Source organism: Pseudomonas sp. GW821-FHT09C08 (assembly GCF_059418125.1).
In genome coordinates this window covers 315,116-331,269 of record NZ_JBWKPG010000004.1, presented here as the reverse complement: position 1 = coordinate 331,269, position 16,154 = coordinate 315,116, and the positions used below count along the sequence as shown (strand labels likewise).

The 16,154-nt window shown below is 62.0% G+C and carries 13 protein-coding genes and 1 other RNA gene; 5 read left to right on the top strand and 9 right to left on the bottom strand.

From position 1 onward, the window contains the following. The first annotated feature begins 94 nt into the window (after window positions 1-94). Together AC07OJ_RS16155 and AC07OJ_RS16150 are read left to right on the top strand one after the other, a co-directional pair. Window positions 95-862: a substrate-binding periplasmic protein gene (locus AC07OJ_RS16155; protein ID WP_065909580.1), complete on the top strand. Its 768-nt coding sequence runs from the start codon at window positions 95-97 to the stop codon at window positions 860-862. 54 nt (window positions 863-916) lie between these two features. Continuing rightward, window positions 917-1,288 carry a VOC family protein gene (locus AC07OJ_RS16150; protein ID WP_065909579.1) on the top strand — a complete coding sequence of 124 codons (372 nt, stop codon included), beginning with the start codon at window positions 917-919 and terminating at the stop codon, window positions 1,286-1,288. On the opposite strand, the gene AC07OJ_RS16145 is transcribed toward AC07OJ_RS16150, so the two are convergent. After that, a complete protein-coding gene (locus AC07OJ_RS16145; protein WP_495094804.1) occupies window positions 1,202-2,161 on the bottom strand; it encodes a DMT family transporter in 960 nt (319 codons plus the stop codon). The two genes, AC07OJ_RS16150 and AC07OJ_RS16145, sit on opposite strands and share 87 nt — an antisense overlap. Before the next feature lie 101 nt (window positions 2,162-2,262). Between AC07OJ_RS16145 and AC07OJ_RS16140 the strand changes: the two genes are divergently transcribed. Together AC07OJ_RS16140 and AC07OJ_RS16135 are read left to right on the top strand one after the other, a co-directional pair. Then, window positions 2,263-3,126, top strand: coding sequence for a LysR family transcriptional regulator (locus AC07OJ_RS16140; protein WP_201145696.1), 864 nt, complete (start codon window positions 2,263-2,265; stop codon window positions 3,124-3,126). 61 nt (window positions 3,127-3,187) lie between these two features. Continuing rightward, window positions 3,188-4,090 (top strand): DUF2167 domain-containing protein, encoded by a 903-nt coding sequence (locus AC07OJ_RS16135; protein ID WP_065909570.1) that lies wholly within the window; start codon window positions 3,188-3,190, stop codon window positions 4,088-4,090. A gap of 56 nt (window positions 4,091-4,146) precedes the next feature. Here AC07OJ_RS16135 and AC07OJ_RS16130 read toward each other — a convergent pair whose 3' ends face one another. Beyond that, window positions 4,147-4,734, bottom strand: a complete 588-nt coding sequence (locus AC07OJ_RS16130; protein ID WP_106802975.1) for an SH3 domain-containing protein — start codon at window positions 4,732-4,734, stop codon at window positions 4,147-4,149. A gap of 1 nt (window position 4,735) precedes the next feature. Then, window positions 4,736-5,782 (bottom strand): N-acetylmuramidase family protein, encoded by a 1,047-nt coding sequence (locus AC07OJ_RS16125; protein WP_065909567.1) that lies wholly within the window; start codon window positions 5,780-5,782, stop codon window positions 4,736-4,738. Between the two features lie 258 nt (window positions 5,783-6,040). On the opposite strand from AC07OJ_RS16125, the gene AC07OJ_RS16120 reads away from it, so the two are divergent. Next, window positions 6,041-6,598, top strand: coding sequence for an HI_0983 family protein (locus tag AC07OJ_RS16120; RefSeq protein WP_495094803.1), 558 nt, complete (start codon window positions 6,041-6,043; stop codon window positions 6,596-6,598). 86 nt (window positions 6,599-6,684) lie between these two features. Here AC07OJ_RS16120 and ffs read toward each other — a convergent pair. The 6 genes from ffs to AC07OJ_RS16090 form a co-directional block, all read right to left on the bottom strand. Next, window positions 6,685-6,781: signal recognition particle sRNA small type (ffs, locus tag AC07OJ_RS16115), an RNA gene on the bottom strand. 142 nt (window positions 6,782-6,923) lie between these two features. Further along, complete coding sequence (locus AC07OJ_RS16110; RefSeq protein ID WP_065909563.1) at window positions 6,924-8,087, bottom strand: zinc-binding metallopeptidase family protein; 1,164 nt, start codon at window positions 8,085-8,087, stop codon at window positions 6,924-6,926. A gap of 149 nt (window positions 8,088-8,236) precedes the next feature. Then, complete coding sequence (gene ligA, locus AC07OJ_RS16105) at window positions 8,237-10,606, bottom strand: NAD-dependent DNA ligase LigA (protein WP_495094802.1); 2,370 nt, start codon at window positions 10,604-10,606, stop codon at window positions 8,237-8,239. 87 nt (window positions 10,607-10,693) lie between these two features. After that, on the bottom strand, window positions 10,694-11,557 hold the full coding sequence (gene zipA, locus AC07OJ_RS16100) for a cell division protein ZipA (protein ID WP_065909559.1): 864 nt from the start codon (window positions 11,555-11,557) through the stop codon (window positions 10,694-10,696). Between the two features lie 299 nt (window positions 11,558-11,856). Then, window positions 11,857-15,345: a chromosome segregation protein SMC gene (gene smc, locus AC07OJ_RS16095; RefSeq protein ID WP_106802954.1), complete on the bottom strand. Its 3,489-nt coding sequence runs from the start codon at window positions 15,343-15,345 to the stop codon at window positions 11,857-11,859. Between the two features lie 2 nt (window positions 15,346-15,347). After that, window positions 15,348-16,007, bottom strand: a complete 660-nt coding sequence (locus AC07OJ_RS16090; RefSeq protein WP_120449447.1) for a GntR family transcriptional regulator — start codon at window positions 16,005-16,007, stop codon at window positions 15,348-15,350. Window positions 16,008-16,154 lie beyond the last annotated feature (147 nt).

Below are 16,154 nucleotides of genomic sequence, written 5' to 3'. Positions count from 1 at the left end.
TAGCGGAGCAAGGGGGAAATTGCATCCGGCACGCTCGTCTAATCTGACTAAGCTCTGCTGATTGGCCCCGAAAAGGCCTGAACCCGGAGAGTCTATGCGCGTAGTCCTGGGCGCTTTATGGATGATTGCCTCGGCCAGCCTGGCGGCGCCCGCACCGCTGCGCTTCTCGGTTTCCGACAGCTGGGCGATGCCCATGGTGCAACTGGAGGACGGCCGGCCCACCCAGGGGATTTTGTATGACTTGATGTTGAGCCTGGCCACCCAGGTCGGCCGACCGGCGCAATTCCACGTGCTGGCACGGGCGCGTATCTCGGCGGCCATGGAACACGGCGAGATCGACGTGCGCTGTTATGTCACCCAGGCCTGGTTCGATAACCTGTCCGGTGATTACACCTGGAGCATCCCGCTGATGGTGCAGCGCAACCTGCTGGTCAGCACCCAGGTGCCCGCGCAACCGGTCCATGTAAAGCAGTTGCCGGCGCAATCGATCGGCACGGTGCTCAACTATCGCTATGCCACGCTCGACCCGCTGTTTGCCAGCGGCCAACTCACCCGCGACGATGCGCGCAGCGAAGAACAGGTGCTGCACAAACTGGTGGCCGGGCGCTTCAAGTTTGCGGTGATCAACGAATGGATTCTCGACCGTTTCAACCAGCGCATGCCGATCGGCCAAAAGCTGCACAAGGTCGCGGTGATCGATGAGCAGAACCTCGGCTGCACCGTGCGCAATGACCCGGACGTGCCGGTGCAGCGCATCCTGCGCACGCTGCTGCGGATGAAGATGTCGGGCGAGATCGATGACATCATCCAGCTGTACACCGGGGAAGGCGCGCAGCCCCTGCACACTCCTGACAGGAACTGACAGTACCGCCTTATAGACTGGCCCCACTCAAACGCCCGTCCTCAAGGAGCCAGCATGCACACCGTCGCTCATTATTTCCTGCTGTACGTCGACAGCCCGGCCACAAGCGCCAACTTCTATAGCCGCCTGCTGGACCAGCCGCCGGTGGAACTCAACCCGACGTTTGCCCTGTTCATTCTGGGCAATGGCGTGAAACTCGGGCTGTGGTCGCGTCATACCGTGGCGCCGGCAGCGCAGTTGACCGGCGGCGGTGGTGAAGTGGGCTTCTCGCTGCCCGACACCGGCGCCGTGGACGCGTTGCACGACGTGTGGGTCGAACGTGGCGCGACGATCATTCAATCACCGACCGCCGTGGATTTCGGCTACACCTTTGTCGCCCAGGACCTCGACGGCCACCGCCTGCGTGCGTTCAGCCTGAACGACTGAGCGCCAGCGCCCTTCCAGGCTGATGGCCGCGACGCTGGCCAGCACGATCACCGCGCCGAGCATCACTTGCACGGCAATGTGCTCGCCCAGCAGCGTCGCGGCCATCACCATGGCCACCGGTGGAATCAGGTACATCGCCACCGACGCACGGCTGACCTCGACATGCTTCAACACGTAGCCCCAGGCCAGGTAGGCCAGGGCGCTGGGGAAGATACCCAGGACCAGCACCGCCAGGTTTTCCGCCAACGGTGCCTGCGCCACGGCGGCGGGCAGGCCCGGCAGGTTCACGCACAGCATCAGCGTGCCGGCCCACACCATGTAGCACGCCATGGTCAGCGGGCTGTAGCGGTGGGCATAGTGTTTCTGGATGGCGAAATACACGCTCCACGACACTGCCGCGAGCAGTATCAGCAAGCCTCGCGGGTCGATATCACTGATGCCCTGGTCACCCCAGATCACCACCAGCACGCCGAGCAATCCCAGCAAGACGCAGCTCCAACGCCACAGGCTGACCCGCTCCTTGAGACAGACAAACGCGATCAGCACGCTGAACAATGGCGCCGACTGCGCCAGCACACTGGAGGCTGCCGCCGTCACCCATTGCTGCCCATAATTGAGGCTGGTGTGGTGCAGGAACACCCCGAAGAACCCCAGCACCAGCAACCACGGCACATCCCGCAGGCGCGGCCGGCCGATGCCCAGCACCAGGGCTACAGCGCCCATGAACACCGAGGCAATCAAGAACCGCAGCAACGCCAACTGGCCGGGGCTGTAGCTGTGCAGCCCCATGTGCACGCCAATCGGCGAATAGGCCCAACAGAGGATGACGCTGGCGATGACTAGCGTAAGCTTTACGGGTGACGGGGTATTCATCGACGGCATCCGGAACTGAGAAGGAATGCCGTCAGTCTTGGCCCGGCCAAGGCGCAGGACAATTAACCGTTTCTGACTTCTGAAATCACTGGAACTGAGCGATGGAACTGGCCCAACTGAAAATGGTGCGAGCCGTGGCGCAAACCGGCAGCGTGGCCCAGGCCGCCCTGCAATTGCACTGCGTGCCGTCCAATATCACCACGCGCATCAAGCAACTGGAGAGCGAGCTGGGCACCCCGCTGTTCATCCGCGCCGGGCGCGGGCTGGCGATCAGCGCGGCCGGTGAGATCTTCCTCGAATACTGCGAGCGCATCCTCGCCCTGGTGGATGAATCCAAACGCGCCGTGGACGCGAATGCCATCCCGCGTGGGACCTTGCGGATCGGGGCGGTGGAGTCCAGCGCCAGCGGCCGCTTGCCGCCGCTGCTGGCGGAATATCATCGACGCTACCCGGAGGTCAGCCTGGAACTGGTGACCGGTGCCTGGGGCCAGCTGCTCGATGACCTGCAGCACCACCGCCTGGACGTGGCACTGGTGGCCTCGGGCAATAAACGCGCGAAGCTGGAACACAGCGTGGTCTACAGCGAGCGCCTGGTGCTGATCGCCAGTGCCTCCAGCGCCCCCATCCAGAGCGCCCAGGACCTGGCCGGGCGCACCTTGCTGGTCTGGCCACCCGGCTGCCCCTACCGCGCGGCACTCGAAAATTGGGTCAAGCCCCATGACTTCAAGCCGACCATCGCCAGTTACGCCAGCTGGGGCACGATTATCGGCTGCGTCAGCGCCGGGATTGGCGTGGCACTCGCGCCCGAAGGCATCCTGGCCCGCTATGAGCAGGCCAACCAGTTGGCGTCGTACCGGTTCGAGGAACTGCAGGCCGTGGACAACCTGCTGTTCTGGCATAAGGACACCCAGCGGCACCTGGCACGGGACGCCTTCGCCGGGCTGCTGCGCGAGACGTTTGGCTAACCCGTAGCAGCTATTTCGTATTATCCTCCCGCGAAATTAATTCAAAATGTAAGGGACTACCATGAATTACTTCCGCCTGTTACTGGCGGCGGCCGCCCTGAGCCTGCCTGTCGCCCCCGCTTTCGCAGCCGCCCCACCTGCCCCCGTAGAAGCCAGCGCCCCCGCGGAAACGGCTGAGCACTTTCTTGCATCACTCAAGCAGAAGACCGGCACCATCAGCCTGCCCAGCGGCATCGCCACGCTCAAGCTCAACGACGAGTTCTACTACCTCGACCCGGCTGACACCGAGCGTCTGCTGACCGATGGCTGGGGCAACCCGCCAGGCTTCAAGACCCTGGGCATGATCGTGCCGAAAGCCGTCAGCCCGCTGTCGGAGCGCGGCTGGGGCGTGATCGTCAGCTACAAGGCCGACGGGCACATTTCCGACGAGGATGCGGCGAAAATCGACTACGCCGACCTGCTCAAGCAAATGCAGGAAGAAGACGAAGCCGAGAACCAGGAACGCCAGAAACAAGGCTACGCGGGCCTGCACCTGCTGGGCTGGGCCGAGCCGCCGCGCTACGACGACACCACCCACAAGATGTACTGGGCCCGCGAACTGAAGGCCGACGACGCCGAGCAAACCACGCTCAACTACAGCATCCGTGTGCTGGGCCGTGAAGGCGTGCTGGAACTCAATGCCGTCGCCGCGATGGCCGACCTGTCCACGATCAAGCAGGAAATGCCCAAGGTCCTGGCCTTCACCAACTTCACCGACGGCAACCTCTACACCGACTTCAACCCGAAAACCGACAAGCTGGCCACTTACGGCCTCGCGGCATTGGTAGCCGGCGGGATTGCCGCCAAGGCCGGCTTGTTCGCCAAGATCGGCATCTTCCTGCTGGCGGCGAAGAAGTTTCTGGTGATCGGCGTCGTGGCGCTGCTCGCCGGTGTGCGCAAGCTGTTCAACCGCAACAAGGCCTGAAACCCGGACACAAAAACGCCGCTGCGTGCCAGGCACGCAGCGGCGTTGGGGAGGTCTCAGCGCGGCGGCGCGAGACGGCTGTATTGGCCCTGGCTGATCCAGCCGCTGAACGAACGGTCCTGGGCATTGATGAACTCGACCTGGGCCCAGCCATCCTTGACGGCCAGCACGCCCACCACATCACCCTTGACGATATACGGGCGCTTGGCGGCCTTGGCGCCAGGGGTTTTCTGCAAATACGCCTTGTCGGCGGCCACCGTGACCAGGCCGATCCAGTTTTTGCTGGCGGTCCGGGTCAGCTCCAGGCCGGTGGCAATCTCCGGCATCAGCACGTTCATGCAGCCGGGATGCTGGCGGCCCTGCTCCACCGTCAGGGTAACGCCGTCGGACGACGGGGCCACGCTGCCGGGGTAGGCTTCGTCGTGCCAGGTGGTCAGTGCGCCGGGCTGGCCTTGCAGGTAAAACGCGCAACTGCGGGTCACGCCCTCGCCCAGTTCCTCGGCGTAGAAACCTTCGACTTGATGGTCAGGCGTCACTGCCAACATCAGGCCCTCGTACTTGCCCGAATGCAACGCAGGGGTGCCAGCAAATGCAGGCGCAACCGCGCACAATGACAACACGCCAACAGCAAGAAAACGGATCATCTTATTTCTTCCTTTCAAATTCTTCGTAGGCTTTTTTCATAAGGACGTCATAGTTGCCGTAGTCCTCGCCGTTATAGTTGTAGGCCATGGCGGTAAAATCCTTGGCCTTCATTGCCTTCATCAGCGCCGGGCTCTTGCTGCAAAAACTCAAGTACGCTTTAAGTTGGTTGCCGGCATTCACCTTTAATGCCGCGACGAATTCAAACACGGTCTTGTAACCGCACGATCCGAAGTTGAAGCCCATGACCTGAAACATCCCCCAGGACGCCGACATCAACGCCGCTTCCTGATCGAGGGCGAAGGCGGTCGCCATGGTTTCCCAGGCCTTGACCTGGTCCTTGTTGTTGACCTGCCACTGCGGCCCGGCTTTTCTCTTGTAGCGGTAAGACAGCAGCGGGTGCGCCTGGTCGTAGATATGATTGGTGTACTTGCGAAAGTGGTGCCCTTCGAAGGCGATGATCGGCAACTTGGCCGGCCCGAACCCAAAGCGCCCGCCAGACTCGATGGTCGCGAAAGCCTTGATCACATTCACCGAAATACCGTTGCCCAACTGCGTGGCGGCGTTCTGGAAGTCTGTATCGCTGAGCGTCATGCCCCCGTCGCACGTGGCCTGCATCATCAGCTGCCGGTTACGCCGCTCGGCCTCGATCGTCGCGCGAACGCGGTCCAGGTACACATTGACCGTCGCCTGCACTGCATCGCCCTGGTTATTGCCGAACGCATTCAAGAAGCTGGGGATGCGCAGGGTCGGGAAGGCTTTGACCGGCACCTTCACCGCCTCTTCGATCAGACTGTTGAAGGTCCGGCCGGTGGGGTCGATCACGCCATCGGGGTGGGCATATTTAAGGTGACGAAACTGATACTGGCTGATGCACTGCACCAACTGGCCGTCACACTTGCCGTTTTCGGCCAGTGGAAAGCCCATCTTGGGAATGATCAAGTTGAATAGATACTGGATGCACTGAACATCGGCGGGCAAGTTACGGGCTTTACCGGGAGCACCTACCGAAGCACTGATAAGACGGGGCAACCCTTGCAGGCTTTTCATCACAGACATCCTTGTGAGTTAAAGAAGTGATAGCACTTCAATATCATTGCGTGCTCTTGTCATAATCTGAAACAAGTAGCCGGCGCAAACTAGCAAGGTGGTTTTGGGTTGTCCAGAGTGAGTATTAAAACCTGTGAAAGAGCCCTCACCAGGGTGCGGTTAAACCGTGCAATGACCATTAAGCGAGGTATTTGCCGGCGCATTCGGCTACTGTCACGGGCGCATGACGCTCGTACCTGAAAACATTCAAGGATTGAAATGAAAGCCACCCTGCTTATCGTGTCGCTCGTGGCCCTGCTGGCCGGCTGCGCCTCCACACCGACGCCCGACCTGTCACGCCCCTCCATCGCCGACACGCAGTCGGTGCAGTTCGCTGGCAAGACGTTTGTACTCAAATTCCGCAAACCGGGGCTGTGGGAGTTTTTCCCGCCGCAGGAAAGCGTCGATGCCTGGAGTGAAATGCTCGACTTCACCATCGTCCCACGCGATCAGAACCGCTTCGAGCCGCTCGACCTGGGCAAACGCACCGTGCAACTCCACCAGCAGGAAAACCCGAACATGCCGGCGATCCTGACGACGGACAACAGGACCGGGGTCTTGTACCTGATGCTGTTCTTCCCCAAGTCACTGCGCAAGGATGGGCAGTTCTCTGAAATCAGCTTCTTCAAGTACTACAAGGACAGCGCCACCGACCAGATCATCATCTTTCACTTCGCCAGGAATATTCCCACACCGGATGACCCGGTAGAGAGCACGCAAAAGATGGGCGCGGAATTGGTGCCGACGTTCAAGGCCTTTCCACTGTATCGGCCATAAAGCGCGCAGCAGACATCGATTCGCCAATGGCGATTGGAACTGAAAGGATTTTTGAGGGGAGTTGCGCAAGAGCGTTATGGAGGCAACCCCACCAGCCACACCCCGGCACACAATGTTCCCGCTGTGGCTGCTGCCTTCCGGCTCTGACCAGGTTCACGGGTAATCGTTGCGGGGGGACCGATGGGGTCACCATAACGACGCTGGCCTCTCGGCAAGCCGCGCCATTGTACCGATCTCATCGGAAGTTACAACCGTTGGTGCCGGATTAAAAATATTCGACGGTTCAAGCACTTGTGTCCACCCGTAGGAGCTGGCTTGCCGGCGCCTACAGGATCACCGCGTCGTCAGCGCGGCCGCCCTCTTCCTGGATGACCAGATGAATGAAGTGCAACTTGGCGATCACCGCGGGGGGTAACACGAAGGGATAGAAATCCGGCTGGCCCATGCTGCGCGACAGTTCGTTAAGCATGCCGGCCAGTTCGATCCAGGCGTTGACGAACGACAGGAACGCCACGCCGCCGGGATGCTCAGGGTCGTACAGGGTGGAGAGCGGGAATGGCTGGTAATCCAGGTCCATCTCGCGGGCGCTCATGCCGAAGCCCAGCGCGGTGTCGACGGCGTCCATCATGTGCAGGTAGTGAGCCCAGGTTTCGGCCCAGTCTTCCCAGGGATGCATGGTGGCGTAGGCACTGACGCAGGTTTGCTGCCAGTCGGGGCGCGGGCCGTTCTGGTAGTGCTGGTCGAGGGCATCCGCGTAACTGGCGCGTTCGTCGCCGAACAGGTGGCGAAAAGGCTCCAGCCAGTGGCTATTGGCAATCAGGCGATCCCAATAATAATGGCCGACCTCGTGGCGAAAATGGCCGAGCAGCGTGCGATACGGCTCACGCATCTGCACGCGGATTTTCTCGCGATGGGCGTCGTCGGCCTCCTTGATGTCGAGGGTGATCAGGCCGTTGGCATGGCCGGTCATCGGCGCATTGCCTTCCAGGTCGATGCCGACGAAGTCGAAGGCCAGGCCGTTGTCCTCATCCTCACTCTTGGGCACCACGCGCAGGCCGAGGCTGATCAATTGCGCCACCAGGCGGCGCTTGGCGGTCTCGACCTTGCGCCAGCGCTCGGGATTTTCCGCGACAGAAAGGTCCGGGATGGTGCGGTTGAGGCTGCACGCCACGCACAGTGGCGCGGTGCTGTGAGCAGGGATCAGCCAGTTGCAGGCAGCCGGCGTGTCGAGGTTGGCGCAGCGGCGGAAGGCGCCGGCGTCAAGGTTGTCATCCTGCAGCCACGTGCCGGCGACGGGGCCGGGTTGCAGGGAGGACAAGCGGCTTTGCTGCGGCTGGTAGCCGAGCACGGCCTGGCAGGCCAGGCACTGGCTGTTGCGAAAGAACAGCGATTGCCCGCAACGGCATTGCCACACCTTGCTATCGCGCGATGAGCCCGGCATGAACGGCGCGGCGATGCGCGAACTGAGTTGCTCGAAGTAGCGGAACATGGCGGTCTCTCCCTGGGTGACGAAGACTAGATCAATTCGCGCCGAAGAACGTTCCGAAAATATAACCATATCCTGCAGGAGCCCGGCTGCCGGCGATGGCGCACGTGAAGGCGCTATTCGGCAAGCCGGGCTCCTGCAGTGGAGGGGTGTCAGTCGACAGTGATGTTGTGCTTGGCCAGGAAGGCTACAAAGGCCTCTTCGTCCATGACCTTCAGGCCCAGCTCGCTGGCCTTGGCCAGTTTCGATCCGGCGCCTGGCCCTGCCACCACGCAGTGGGTTTTCGCCGACACGGACCCGGCGACCTTGGCGCCCAGGCTTTCGAGCTTGTCCTTGGCCACGTCACGGCTCATCAGCTCCAGGGAGCCGGTGAGCACCCAAGTGTGACCGGCTTCTGGCAAGCCTTCGACCACCTTTTTCTCGCTCTGCCAGTGCATGCCGAAGTCCTTGAGCTGCTGCTCGATGGCCAGGGCGCGTTTGGCGTTGTCCTCGTTGTCGAAGAACTCGCGCACCGCCTTGGCCTGCTTCTCGGGCAGCGCCTGGCGCATGTCGAGCCAGTCGGCCTTGATCACGCCTTCGAGGCTGCCGAACTTGTCCGCGAGTTTCTGCGCGGCGCCCGGGCCCACACTCGGCACATGCAGCTTGTCGAGCAGACCACCCAGCGTGGTGCTGGCGGCGAACTCGGCGCTCAGCTCGCCTTGATCCTGCAGTTGCAGGCCGCATTCATCCGGCGACAGCAGCGCGCCGATCACGTCCTGGTTGTGGCTGTCCTCGAAGAAGCTGTGGATCTCGTGCGCCACTTCCAGGCCGACGTCCGGCAAGTACGTCAGCACTTCCGGCAAGGCCTTCTGCACCCGCTCAAGGGACGCCAGCGAGCGTGCCAGCACCTTGGCGGTCTCCTCGCCCACGTCGGGAATGCCCAGCGCGTAGATAAAGCGCGCCAGGGTCGGCGACTTGCTGTTTTCGATAGCAGTGATCAGCTTCTTGCTGGAGATATCGGCAAAGCCTTCCAGGTCGATGATCTGCTCGTATTTGAGCTTGTAGAGGTCGGCCGGCGAACCGATGAGTTTTTCATCCACCAATTGCTCGATGGTCTTGTCGCCCAGACCGTCGATGTCCATGGCGCGGCGCGAGACAAAATGGATAATCGCCTGCTTGAGCTGCGCCCCGCAGGCCAGGCGCCCGACGCAGCGGTACACCGCGCCTTCGCTGACGGTTTCCTTGCCTTTGCTGCGCTTGACCAGCTGCGTGCGCTCCACATGCGAGCCACACACCGGGCAACTCTCGGGGATCTGCACCGCGCGGGCGTTTTCCGGGCGGCGCTCGGGCACCACCGAGACCACCTGCGGAATCACGTCACCGGCGCGGCGGATGATCACTGTGTCACCGATCATCAGGCCCAGGCGCGCAACCTCATCCATGTTGTGCAGGGTGGCGTTGGACACAGTGACGCCCGCAACCTTGACCGGCTTCAAGCGCGCCACCGGGGTCACGGCGCCGGTGCGGCCGACCTGGAATTCCACATCGAGCAACTCGGTCAGCTCTTCCATGGCCGGGAATTTATGCGCGATCGCCCAACGCGGCTCACGCGCGCGAAAGCCCAGTTCACGCTGGGCAGCAATGCTGTTGACCTTGAACACCACACCGTCGATTTCGTACGCCAGGCTGTTACGCCGCTCACCAATGTCGTGGTAGTACGCCAGGCATTCCTGGATGCCCTTGGCCAGTTTCAACTCATGGCTGATGGGCATGCCCCATTTCTGCAACTGCTTGAGGTTGCCGATATGGGTGTCGCTGATATCCGCCGTCACCTGGCCAATGCCATAGCAGCAGAATTCCAGCGGGCGGCTGGCGGTAATCTTCGAGTCCAGCTGGCGCAGGCTGCCGGCCGCGGCGTTGCGCGGGTTGGCGAAGGTCTTGCCGCCGACTTCCAGCTGCGAGGCATTGAGCCGTTCGAAACCGGCCTTGGACATGAACACTTCACCGCGCACTTCGAGCGTCGCCGGCCAGCCGCTGCCGTGCAGTTTCAGCGGGATATTGCGCACGGTGCGCACGTTGACGCTGATGTCCTCGCCGGTCGTACCGTCGCCGCGCGTGGCGCCGCGCACCAACTCGCCATCCTGGTACAGCAGGCTGACCGCCAGCCCGTCCAGCTTCGGCTCGCAGCTGTACTCCACCGCCGCGCCGCCCCCAAACAGATCGCCCACCGGCAGGTCGAGCCCTTCGGTGACCCGCCGATCGAATTCGAGCATGGTGGTTTCATCGAAGGCGTTGCCCAGGCTGAGCATCGGAATTTCGTGGCGCACCTGGGTAAAGGCCGAGAGTGCCGCGCTGCCGACCCGCTGCGTCGGTGAATCACGCGTGACCAGCTCCGGGTGCTCGGCCTCCAGGGCCTTGAGTTCGTGGAACAGCCGGTCGTATTCGGCGTCCGGAATGCTCGGCTCGTCGAGGACGTGGTAACGGTAGTTGTGCTGATCCAGTTCAGCGCGCAGTTCGAGGATGCGGGTAGGGGCGGCGGTCATGGGTGTTCTCTCAGAAAGCAAAAGAGCAGCCGAAGCTGCTCAATATGTTAGTGCGCTTATTCTACTGACAACGCTGAGGACCAATCCTCAGCGTTTCTGTGTCAGTGCACGACGCTCGAACTCGACGATGCGCTGACGGTAGTGTTCGATGGTCTGGGCGGTCAGGACGCTGCGCTGGTCGTCCTTGAGCTCGCCGTTGAGTTCCTGGGACAGCTTGCGGGCGGCGGCCACCATCACATCGAACGCCTGTTTAGGGTGACGCGGACCCGGCAGGCCGAGGAAGAAGCTCACGGCCGGCGTGCTGAACAGGTCGATATCATCCAGGTCGAAGGTGCCCGGCTTGACCGCATTGGCCATGGAGAACAGCACTTCGCCGTTGCCGGCCATACTTTCGTGACGGTGGAAGATGTCCATCTCGCCGAAACGCAGGCCGCTTTCGAGGATGTTCTGCAGCAGCGCCGGCCCCTTGAAGCCAGCGGCGTCGCGGCAGATCACGCTGATCACCAGCACTTCTTCGGCGGCCGGCTGATCGTTGACCGATTGGCGCGGGGCATTCTTGCCGACGTTTTCGTCCGGGAAGTCGTCGTCGCGGCTGCTGAAGCTCGGGCCTTCGTCCACATCCAGGTTGAGGTCGCCCTGATGTGGCTCGGCCACGGCAGGGTTGGCGCGCTTGCCACGCTTGGAGGACGGCTCGCGGGCTTCACGCACCGGCGCGCTCATCGACGGCAAGTCATGCTCGTCCAGTTGTGGTTCTTTATGGGTATCCAGCACACGGGGCGGCCCCAGCAGCTCGGCGCCGCCGTCGTCGTCGGGCAAGTTGGACAGGTTGCGATCCAGACGGAATTTGAGCTTGCCCTTGCCACCGCGCATGCGGCGCCAGCCATCAAAAAGAATACCGGCAATGACAATAATGCCGATGACGATCAGCCACTCGCGCAGACCGATTTCCATGTAATCCCGTGCCTCTAATAAAAAATGCTGAAAAATAAGGGGTTTAGCACCGTGCAAACCGCTTTAAAACGTGGCGCCAACTCTATGTTCTGACTGACGTTTTGCCCACGCATACGAAAAATTGACATTAAACTAGCACGACCAAAGATAACTTTACACAGTTGGCGCGAAATGTGTCGATTTGCCATCTTTCGACACGCTGATCGACCTCTTACACCCGACGCCAACTGTGAGCTACAAGCTGCACGCTATAAGCCTCAAGTACTTGCCGCCAGCCGCTGACAACTAGCAACTCGCCGCTAGGCGTCCACCATCGCCATCGCCTCTTCCACATCCACCGCGACCAATCGCGAACAACCGGGTTCGTGCATCGTCACGCCCATCAACTGATCGGCCATTTCCATGGCGATCTTGTTGTGGGTGATATAGATGAACTGCACCGTCTGGGACATTTCCTTGACCAGTCGTGCGTAACGTCCAACGTTAGCGTCATCCAGCGGGGCGTCAACTTCATCGAGCATGCAGAACGGCGCCGGATTCAACTTGAAGATGGCAAATACCAGGGCCAATGCGGTCAGGGCTTTCTCGCCGCCGGACAACAAATGGATGGTGCTGTTCTTCTTGCCCGGTGGCCGCGCCATGATCGTTACCCCTGTATCGAGTAGATCTTCGCCCGTCAGTTCCAAGTAAGCGCTGCCACCACCGAAAACTTTCGGGAATAACGCCTGTAAACCGCCATTAATCTGATCAAAGGTATCTTTGAAGCGATTACGGGTTTCCTTGTCGATCTTGCGGATCACGTTTTCCAGAGTGTCCAGGGCTTCGACCAGGTCGGCATCCTGGGCATCCAGATAACGTTTGCGCTCGGACTGTTGCTGGTACTCGTCGATGGCCGCGAGGTTGATCGCGCCGAGTCGCTGGATACGCGCGGCAATGCGTTCAAGTTCCTCTTCGGCTTCTTTTTCGTTGGCCTGGGCGGTCAGGGTGTTGAGCACGCCGTGCAGGTCGTAGCCGTCTTCGAGCAATTGGTCTTGCAGGGTCTTGCGGCGCACGGTCAGGGCTTGCCATTCCATGCGCTGTTGTTCGAGTTGGCCGCGAATCAGCTGGGATTGCTGCTCGGCCTGGGTCCGGCGCTTTTCGGCGTCGCGCAGTTCGCGGTCGGCGTCTTCGAGGGCGATCTGCGCGGTCTTGAGCTCTTCGTCGACGGTCATGCGCTTGTCGAGCAACTCTTCCAGCTTGAGCCGCAACTCTTCCAGCGGCGCTTCGCCCTCTTCGAGGTTGAGGCTCAGTTGCTCGCGCTTTTCGGTGAGGCGTTCGGACTGCATCTCCAGGCGCTCAAGGGCCTGGGCCGTCGACGCGTGCTGGGCGCGCAGCGAGCCGAGGCGCACCGCCAATTGATGCGCGTGATCCTTGTGCTGCCGGGCTTCCTGGCGTACGCGGTCGAGGCGCTCGCGCAGGCTGTCGCGCTGGGCCAGCAGCAGTTCGCGCTGCTCGGTGTCCAGCGCCATGCTGTCGAGGGCTTCCTGCAGTTGCAGGCGCGCTTCGCCGATCTGTTCGTGTTCGAGGGCGCGCTGCTCGCCCATCTCGGCGACTTCTTCGTCAAGACGGGTGCGGCGCAGGGTCAGTTGTTCGACCTTGGCCTTGCTCGCCGACAGCTGGGCTTTCAATTCGCCCTGCTGGCGCGCTTCGTCCTGCAACAGCCGGCGCAGGTGTTCGCGGCCGGTCTCTTGCTGGCGCTGGGTGGCGCGCAGGGTTTGCAGTTCGGTCTCGAGGCTTTCCAGGGTGGCCTCGCGCTCTTCACGCTCGGCGATCAGGTTGACGATTTCCTGGCCACGGGCCAATACGCCGCTTTCCGCTTCACTGGCGCGGCGCACACGCAGAAAATGCCGGCCAACCCAATAGCCGTCGCGGCTGATCAGGCTTTCACCGACCGCCAGTTGACCGCGCTGCGCCAAGGCTTGCTCAAGGGATTCAACCGGCTTGACCTGCCCCAGCCACGGCGACAGATCAATCGCGGCCTCGACTTTATCCAGCAAACTGCCTGGCACCCGTGTGCCATCGGCGGCGGGGCTGAGCAGGCGCAGGTCACCCTGGGCAAACCCGGCCAGGTCGAAACCGCCAAAATCATCTACCAGCACCGCCTGCAGGTCGGCACCGAGCACGGTTTCCACCGCCAGCTCCCAACCGGCTTCGACCTTCAAGCCCTCGGCCAGGCGCGGGCGCTCGGCCAGATGCTGGTCGCGCAGCCACTCGGCGGTGCCGGTGCCTGGGTCCAATGCGGCCTGCTGCAAGGCTTCGAGCGAGGCGAGCCGGCCGTTGAGCCGCTGCAAATCGCCCTGGGCCTGCTGCTGGGCCTGGGTCGCCTGTTGCAGTTGCTGACGCAATTGCTCCAGGCGCTCCACTTGTTGTTCTTCGCTGGCTTCCAGCTCCTCGAGGGTCATCTCGCTTTCGGCGAGTTGCTCGCTGAGCTCCATGATCGCCGCGTCTTCCGGATCGGCGGCGAGCAGCACGCGCTCTTCCTGCAGGCGACGCTGGCGCTCGGCCAGGCGCTCCATGCTGGTTTCCAGCTGCTGGATGCGCGACTGCTGCACCTCTGCCTGGCGGCGCGGCTCGGCGGATTGCAGGTTGAACGTGTCCCACTGCTCCTGCCAGCCGTGCATGGTGGTTTCGGAGTCTTCCAGCGCGGCGGCAGCTTCTTCGGCGGCGGCGTTGGTGATTTCCTGCTCGGGGGTGAGCATGTCCAGCTCTTCGCCGAGGGTCAGCAGCAACGTGCGGTCATGACCCAGGTGCGATTCGGTTTCCAGGCGCGCGCGTTCGGCTTCCTTCAGATCGTCCTGCAACTGGCGCAGACGCTGCTGGCCGTGCTGGATGCTCTGCTCGACGCGTGCAATGTCGCCCCCCACCGAGTAGAAGCGCCCCTGCACCAGATTGAAGCGCTCGGACAAGTCATGGTGGCCATCGCGCAGGCGCTCGATGCTCGCATCGGCATTGCGCTGCTCGGCCACCAGCGCTTCGAAGCTGATTTCCTGGGTGCCGATGATCGCTTCGCGCTGGCCGACCTGATCATTCAGCGCCTGCCAGCGCAGGGCCGAGAGTTGCGCCTTGAGCTGACGCTCCTCGCCCTTGTATTCCTGATACTTCTCGGCCGCCTGGGCCTGGCGGTGCAGGCGCTCCAACTGGCGCTCCAGCTCTTCGCGCAGGTCAGTCAGGCGGGCGAGGTTTTCGTGGGTGCGGCGAATGCGGTTTTCGGTCTCGCGGCGGCGCTCCTTGTACTTGGAGATGCCGGCCGCCTCTTCGATAAAGTTGCGCAGGTCTTCGGGCTTGGCTTCGATCAGCTTGGAGATCATGCCCTGCTCAATGATCGAGTAGCTGCGCGGGCCCAGGCCGGTGCCGAGGAAGATGTCGGTAATGTCGCGGCGACGGCACTTGGTGCCGTTGAGGAAGTAGCTGTTCTGGCTGTCGCGCGTCACTTTGCGGCGGATCGAGATTTCCGCGTAGGCCGCGTACTCGCCGATCAGGGTGCCATCGGAGTTATCGAACACCAGTTCGATGCTGGCCTGGCTCACCGGCTTGCGGCTGGTGGAGCCGTTGAAGATGACGTCGGTCATCGACTCGCCACGCAGGTTCTTGGCCGAGCTCTCGCCCATCACCCAGCGTACGGCGTCGATGATGTTCGACTTGCCGCAGCCATTGGGCCCGACCACCGCCGCCATGTTACTGGGGAAGTTCACCGTGGTCGGGTCGACGAAGGATTTGAACCCCGCCAGTTTGATGCACTTGAGCCGCACGCTTAGGCGTCCGCCAACGCAGCGATGACCAACGAGCAACTGCGCTGGCCGTAGGCCGACAGCACCAGGCGAATCTGCGCCAGGTCACGGGCGAGCACGGCGGCGAGCAGTTGCTCGAACAGCACGAGGTATTCACTCATGGAGGCCTTGCGTTGATCCAGCGCCAGGTAATAGGCGCGGTTCATCGCCGGCTGCAGGTTCTCGACGGTTTCCTGCAGATACGGGTTGTTGGCAAAAGGGTACGCGGCGCGCATCACGTTGAAGCTTTCTTCGACGAAGGCGCGGATGTCCTGGCGCTCGAAGCTGGCGATCAGGCGTTGCTGGATCTGCAGGAACGGCGCCATGTCAGCCTGCACCTGCCAGCCCTGGGCCACCGCATTGCCGAGCAGGATGTACAGCTCGCCCATCAGTGTGCACAGGCTCTGGACCTTGTGTGCAGTGAGTTCGGTGACGTGGGCGCCCCGGCGCGGCAGGATCGCGATCAGGTGGCGACGCTCGAGGATCAGCAGGGCTTCACGCACGGAACCACGGCTGACATTGAGCGCCAGCGTGACTTTCTGTTCCTGGATCCGTTCCCCAGGCTTGAGATCGCCGCGAATGATACGTTCGGCGAGGTGGTGAGCGATTTGCTCGGCGAGACTGTCCGGCGCCTTGAACGTCATGTTTTCCCTTCAAAATCTTCTATCGGTACAAGCGCGGCAGTGTAGCGCAAATGCTGGCTGATGGCGCTGGGCCCACAAGCGCGAATTTGGCACGAAATAAGCAGCGCTGAAAAGGCAAAAACCCCATAAAACGCCGGTTTCAGAAGA

Coding starts and splice junctions, on each gene's coding strand:
- AC07OJ_RS16155 (WP_065909580.1), top strand. CDS start 95: ATGCGCGTAGTCCTGGGCGCTTTATGGATGATTGCCTCGGCCAGCCTG.
- AC07OJ_RS16150 (WP_065909579.1), top strand. CDS start 917: ATGCACACCGTCGCTCATTATTTCCTGCTGTACGTCGACAGCCCGGCC.
- AC07OJ_RS16145 (WP_495094804.1), bottom strand. CDS start 2,161: ATGAATACCCCGTCACCCGTAAAGCTTACGCTAGTCATCGCCAGCGTC.
- AC07OJ_RS16140 (WP_201145696.1), top strand. CDS start 2,263: ATGGAACTGGCCCAACTGAAAATGGTGCGAGCCGTGGCGCAAACCGGC.
- AC07OJ_RS16135 (WP_065909570.1), top strand. CDS start 3,188: ATGAATTACTTCCGCCTGTTACTGGCGGCGGCCGCCCTGAGCCTGCCT.
- AC07OJ_RS16130 (WP_106802975.1), bottom strand. CDS start 4,734: ATGATCCGTTTTCTTGCTGTTGGCGTGTTGTCATTGTGCGCGGTTGCG.
- AC07OJ_RS16125 (WP_065909567.1), bottom strand. CDS start 5,782: ATGAAAAGCCTGCAAGGGTTGCCCCGTCTTATCAGTGCTTCGGTAGGT.
- AC07OJ_RS16120 (WP_495094803.1), top strand. CDS start 6,041: ATGAAAGCCACCCTGCTTATCGTGTCGCTCGTGGCCCTGCTGGCCGGC.
- AC07OJ_RS16110 (WP_065909563.1), bottom strand. CDS start 8,087: ATGTTCCGCTACTTCGAGCAACTCAGTTCGCGCATCGCCGCGCCGTTC.
- ligA (WP_495094802.1), bottom strand. CDS start 10,606: ATGACCGCCGCCCCTACCCGCATCCTCGAACTGCGCGCTGAACTGGAT.
- zipA (WP_065909559.1), bottom strand. CDS start 11,557: ATGGAAATCGGTCTGCGCGAGTGGCTGATCGTCATCGGCATTATTGTC.
- AC07OJ_RS16090 (WP_120449447.1), bottom strand. CDS start 16,007: ATGACGTTCAAGGCGCCGGACAGTCTCGCCGAGCAAATCGCTCACCAC.